Here is a 6,094-nt window from a genome sequence, read left to right as displayed (position 1 = left end):
TGCATCAGAAGATAAAGAGGAATAGAGGAGTGCAATTTGATGATCATGGTTTTGGGGAAAATCAAACGTTTTTGGGAAAAATTTTCGATCATTGAAATAAATAAGTTTTTCCTCTAAAATAGTTCCTAAAACACCTGCAAGACCTGATTGAAATGTTTCGACTTTGACGGTATGGCTTTTATAGAGCCAATAAGGTGAATGAATTGTATCATTGATGACAACGAGAACGCCTCTGTTACGACTTTGTGGGGCTGCCGCAACGCGAGTGGCTGCTAAAATATTAGCTGGGCCATCGGCTCCTGCTTCATGAGGCATGCGCATAGCACCGGTTATGATGAGAGGTTCAGCTTCTTTCCAATAAAGAGAAAGAAAAAAAGCTGTTTCTTCCAGAGTATCAGTCCCTTGTGTTAAAACAATACCTTCTGCACCAGCGTTTATTTGTTGTTTTGCCCACTTAATTATTTCAAAAAGCATTTGAAACGATAAAGATCCACTTGGTATTTGCATTAATGTTTGTGCATGAATATCAGCAACGTTATTTAAAGCAGGAACACTTTTTATGAGGTTATCTGAAGTTAAAGTTGGTTGCATGTGACCAAAACTATCAGCCGTCATTGCAATTGTTCCACCTAAGGTCCCTATGGCTATTTTTTTCATAATTTTCCTCTAAAAAGCACAAACTGTTTATATAAAGCTATTTAGCAGTAATTTGCATTGACAACAATGATATCATTTTTCCATTTTCAACAAATTGAGTTATGCTGAATCATTGTGTTTTGCTGTATATGTTCTTAAATAGGACAATAGTAATTGAGTTTTACATTGTATGAAAAGAAATCAATATTAAAAAGTAAAGTTAATATTAAGGAGTTTCCTTATGACAGAACATAAGCCAGACATAATGTATGGTACAACAATTATTACGGTACGAAAAGGTGGAAAAGTCGTGATGGCCGGTGATGGTCAGGTTTCTCTTGGACAGACAATTATGAAAGGCAATGCACGTAAAGTGCGTCGTCTTGGAAAGAACGGAGTGGTTATTGCTGGTTTTGCAGGTGCTACGGCAGATGCTTTTACATTACTGGAGAGATTGGAAACAAAGCTTGAACAATATCCTGATCAGCTTATGCGTGCCTGTGTAGAACTTGCAAAAGATTGGAGAACAGATCGCTATTTGCGTCGTCTCGAAGCAATGATGCTCGTGGCTGATAAGAAAGTAACTTTGGCTCTAACAGGGCTTGGTGATGTTTTAGAACCAGAAGATGGGGTTATGGCAATTGGCTCTGGAGGAAATTTTGCTCTTTCAGCAGCGCGTGCACTCATGGATTTGGATTTGGATGCAGAAACTATTGCTCGTAAAGCTATGGCTATTGCCGCTAAAATTTGTGTTTACACCAATGATCATTTTACGATTGAAACATTGGATGCAGAATTATCTTCTTTAGAGAAAGCTATTTAAATGTGTGTTGTATTTTCCCCTCGTGAGACTGTTTCTGAACTTGATCGTTTTATTATTGGCCAAAATGATGCCAAACGCTCTGTAGCTATTGCACTGCGCAATCGGTGGCGTAGGCAACAGCTTGATGAGCCGATGCGTGAAGAAGTTATGCCAAAAAATATTTTAATGATAGGGCCAACAGGTGTTGGTAAAACTGGTATTGCACGTCGATTAGCAAAACTTTCTGGAGCACCCTTCGTTAAAGTAGAAGCGACTAAATTTACTGAAGTTGGTTATGTGGGACGTGATGTTGAGCAAATTATTCGAGATCTTGTTGAAATTGCCATTTCTCTTGTGCGTGAAAAGAAACGGGATGAAATAAAAGAAAAGGCCCACGTGAATGCTGAAGAGCGTGTTTTAGACGCCCTTGTTGGTAAAACAGCAAGTCCTACTACTCGTGATAGTTTTCGTAAAAAATTGCGTGAAGGTGAATTAGATGAAAAAGAGATTGAAATTGAAGTCGCCGATAATAATAGCAGTAGTGCTTCAACCTTTGATATTCCTGGTATGCCTGGGGCGCAAATGGGTATTATGAATTTATCAGATATTTTGGGAAAAATGGGCAGTCGTACAAAAGTCCGTAAGACGACAGTAAGAGATGCTTTTAAGCCGCTCATTGATGATGAATCTGAAAAACTCCTTGATCAGGAGCAAATTATTCAAGAGGCGCTTCGTGTTGCTGAAAATGACGGTATTGTTTTTATCGACGAGATTGATAAAATTGCAACCAGGGATGGTGGAGCAAGTGTTGCGGTTTCGCGTGAGGGCGTTCAACGGGATCTTTTGCCTTTGGTTGAAGGAACAACAATTTCTACAAAATATGGGCAAATAAAAACCGATCATATTCTTTTTATTGCCTCAGGTGCATTTCATGTTTCCAAGCCATCTGATTTATTACCGGAACTTCAAGGACGTTTGCCCATCCGTGTGGAGCTCAACCCTTTAACAAGGGAAGATTTACGACGCATTCTAACGGAACCAGAAGCTAGTTTGATTAAACAATATATCGCTCTTATGGCAACGGAAGAGGTTCATTTGGAAATTACAGATGATGCTATTGATGCTTTAGCAGATATTGCTGTAGATTTAAATGCAAGGATTGAAAATATAGGGGCACGTCGTTTGCAAACAGTGATGGAGCGCGTTTTGGATGAAATTTCTTTCACCGCGCCTGATAAAGCTGGAACAACATTTACAATTGATGCTGCTTACGTGAGAAAATCTATTGGCGAGCTTGCTGCTGATATCGATCTTTCACGTTTTATTCTTTGAAAGTTATTGCTTGTTCTGTTTATCTGCGTGCTTCGATAATTTTGAAACCATGGGGTTGTTCGTGTATCAACACTGTGCGGAAAATATTTTTTAATAATGTTTCATAAGGCAGGTGGCGGTTTGCAACAAAAAGCAGACTGCCGCTTGGCTTTAAGCACTTTGCAGCATTTATAATAAAATTTTTTCCTAATGAAACATCTGTTGTTTGTTGTGTGTGAAACGGTGGATTTGAAATGATTGTGTCATATAGATTTGTGATAGGTTCATGTACAAGGTCGTGCCAATAAAAATGAATTGGAAAAGGAGTTGTTATGGATTTAAGGTGCTGTTTTGCTGCTCTCAAAGCATTGTAGTCTGCTTCATAAAGGTCGAGAGCAGTGAGTTTTTCACTTCTTTCAAGCGCAACGTGAGAAAGATAACCCCATCCAGCACCAAAATCAGCTGTTTTTCCAGAAATAACTTTGAGCATATAAGAAGCAAGCGCAGCAGATCCTGGATCAATACGACCGTGTGAGAACATACCAGAAGTAGTTTGAAATTTACCAAAAGTAAGCGGTGGTGAGCGCAATTGTACAATATTCTGTTTCTCTATTTGTGGAGGAACTTGCAGCCAAAATACCAGACCATGATTTTTAGACAGTTTATTGGTGATGGGGACAATATTTTTGACCCATTTCATCATTGAAGCAGCACCAGCAGTTTTATTCCCACTGATCACAACCCATCCATTGGGTTTAACGCATTCTAATAAATCAAGAAAACAATTTTGATTAAAACCACGATATTTGCTCAAATGTAAAAATGCACCATCATAGTTGAAAGTTTTATCTATTTGAGGAGAGCAGTGAAATTGAGTATCGACAAATTTTAAAAAATCTGGTCGCCAAGGCGTAATAATTTTTAAATTTTGCGCCCATTTTTGAGCCGGAACTTCTGTTAAACCGAAACTCAGCCAACATTGGCTTGGATCTGGATACGGGAGTTCATGATTTTCAAAAGGCAAAAATAATAACACATAGGGCTCTTTCAAAGAAAAATGCCATTCCAATATTGGGATGGCATTTCATGATTGATAAGAAGAAAGGCTTACTCTTCTTTTTTCTTACGGCGGCGCTTATTTTCAGGTTGTTTTTTTTCATCCACGCACTTTTCTTCATTCATCGCTTTATCACCGGTGATTTCCTTTCCGGTTGTTTGATCAACGACCTTCATTGATAACCGAACTTTTCCACGCTCATCAAAGCCCATTAACTTAACCCAAACTTTGTCGCCTTCCTTAATAATATCGGTTGTTTTGGCGACACGTTCCGATGCAAGTTGAGAGATATGAACGAGTCCATCACGAGAACCAAAGAAGTTTATAAATGCACCAAATTCTGCAGTTTTTACAACTGTTCCTTGGTAGATAGCACCAACTTCAGGTTCATCAACAATAGAATGGATCCAGCGTTTTGCCGCTTCAATGGTTTTAGCATCAGCAGAAGCAATTTTAATGGTACCATCATCTTCAATATTAATTTTTGCTCCTGTTTGTTCCACGATTTCCCGAATAACTTTACCACCAGAGCCGATAACATCACGGATTTTATCGACAGAAATATTCATAACTTCGATTCTCGGAGAAAATTCACTCAGCTCAGCACGTGCACTGGTTAAAGCTTTCGCCATCTCATTAAGGATATGGATTCGGCCACCTTTGGCTTGTTCAAGCGCAATTTTCATAATCTCTTCGGTAATACCATCAATTTTGATATCCATTTGCAAGGCAGTAATACCATTTTCTGTTCCTGCGACTTTAAAATCCATATCTCCAAGATGATCTTCATCTCCTAAAATATCAGAAAGAACAGCAAAGCGTTCTCCTTCTTTAATCAAGCCCATAGCAATACCAGCAACAGGGCGTGCTAGAGGAACACCAGCATCCATGAGAGCAAGTGACGTTCCACAAACCGTTGCCATAGAAGAAGATCCATTGGATTCAGTAATTTCTGAGACAGCACGAATGGTATAAGGAAAAGATTCTTTATTTGGCAACATGGGATGAATTGCTCTCCATGCCAATTTGCCATGTCCAATTTCACGACGACCAGGAGAACCAAGGCGTCCTGTTTCACCCACGGAAAATGGTGGAAAATTATAATGGAGGAGGAATGTTTCCTTATACATACCCGTTAAAGAATCAACATATTGTTCATCTTCACCAGTTCCCAATGTTGCAACGACAATAGCTTGTGTTTCTCCGCGGGTAAAGAGTGCGGATCCATGTGTACGGGGTAAAATACTTACTTCTGATTGGATAGGGCGCACGGTAGAAAGATTGCGTCCATCAATACGCTTTTGGGTATCAAGAATGTTTCCACGAACAATTTTTGCTTGCAATTGTTTAAAGACGGTTGCAATTTGATCTGCACTGAATTGACAGTCGTCTTCTGTTTCTGGCATAAATTTACTGATAATTTCTGTTTTTAGAGCATCAATTGCAGCATAACGTTCTTGCTTATCAGTAATTGTGTAAGCCTTTCGTATATCCTGTTCTGCCATTTTCTGCACCGCTTTTTCAAGTTCAGAAAGATCTTCAGGAACAAAATCACGAGGATCTTTTGCAGCAACTTCAGCAAGCTTGATGATGGCATCAAGGACAGGTTGAAGGCCTTTGTGACCAAACATCACAGCTCCCAACATGATATCTTCCGGTAATTCTTGTGCTTCTGATTCAACCATCAAAACAGCACTTTCTGTTCCAGCAACAACAAGATCAAGTTTTGATTCAGGCATTTCATCGATATGAGGATTAAGAACATATTGTCCATTACAATAGCCAACGCGGGCACCGGCTATAGGCCCCATGAAAGGAACACCTGACAGGGTCAATGCGGCAGAAGATGCAATCATTGCAAGGATATCGGGATTGTTTTCGAGATCATGCTGTATAACGGAAACAATAACTTGTGTATCATTTTTATATCCCTCAACGAAAAGGGGACGAATTGGGCGATCAATCAAACGTGAAACCAAAGTTTCATTTTCACTTGGTCGACTTTCACGTTTTAAATAGCCCCCAGGTATTCGACCAACAGCATAGGATTTTTCTTGATAATTAACGGTGAGTGGAAAAAAGTCCTGGTCTGGTTTTGGGATTTTGGCTGATACAACGGTAGCTAAGACAATCGTTTCTCCATAGGTGGCAATCACTGCACCATCAGCTTGACGCGCTATTTTCCCTGTTTCAAGGGTGAGCGGACGCCCGGCCCATTCAATTTCTATCTTGTGCGTTTTAAACATTTTTTATCCTTAATGACCAGTGTTTAAATCTTTGATTGCTCA

At 39.5% G+C, this 6,094-nt stretch carries 5 protein-coding genes; 2 read left to right on the top strand and 3 right to left on the bottom strand.

All coding sequences use genetic code 11. The annotated features are described in order from the left end of the window. The coding region (locus ACFIO3_RS07310; protein ID WP_375704256.1) for an asparaginase at window positions 1-657 on the bottom strand (657 nt) is incomplete at its 3' end. Between the two features lie 220 nt (window positions 658-877). On the opposite strand from ACFIO3_RS07310, the gene hslV reads away from it, so the two are divergent. Both hslV and hslU read left to right on the top strand, forming a co-directional pair. Then, window positions 878-1,459 (top strand): ATP-dependent protease subunit HslV, encoded by a 582-nt coding sequence (gene hslV, locus ACFIO3_RS07305; RefSeq protein ID WP_012754621.1) that lies wholly within the window; start codon window positions 878-880, stop codon window positions 1,457-1,459. After that, window positions 1,460-2,770, top strand: coding sequence for an ATP-dependent protease ATPase subunit HslU (gene hslU, locus ACFIO3_RS07300; RefSeq protein ID WP_375606778.1), 1,311 nt, complete (start codon window positions 1,460-1,462; stop codon window positions 2,768-2,770). Between the two features lie 19 nt (window positions 2,771-2,789). Here the strand turns inward: hslU and ACFIO3_RS07295 are convergent, their stop codons facing one another. After that, entirely contained in the window at window positions 2,790-3,785 is a 996-nt protein-coding gene (locus ACFIO3_RS07295; protein WP_375610548.1) for a class I SAM-dependent methyltransferase, read from the bottom strand. Between the two features lie 71 nt (window positions 3,786-3,856). Next, window positions 3,857-6,052 (bottom strand): polyribonucleotide nucleotidyltransferase, encoded by a 2,196-nt coding sequence (gene pnp, locus ACFIO3_RS07290; protein ID WP_375608024.1) that lies wholly within the window; start codon window positions 6,050-6,052, stop codon window positions 3,857-3,859. Window positions 6,053-6,094 lie beyond the last annotated feature (42 nt).

Source organism: Bartonella sp. AD328YNZD, from assembly GCF_042196425.1.
This window is presented reverse-complemented; position numbering and strand designations above follow the sequence as displayed.

Coding starts and splice junctions, on each gene's coding strand:
- hslV (WP_012754621.1), top strand. CDS start 878: ATGACAGAACATAAGCCAGACATAATGTATGGTACAACAATTATTACG.
- pnp (WP_375608024.1), bottom strand. CDS start 6,052: ATGTTTAAAACGCACAAGATAGAAATTGAATGGGCCGGGCGTCCGCTC.
- hslU (WP_375606778.1), top strand. CDS start 1,460: ATGTGTGTTGTATTTTCCCCTCGTGAGACTGTTTCTGAACTTGATCGT.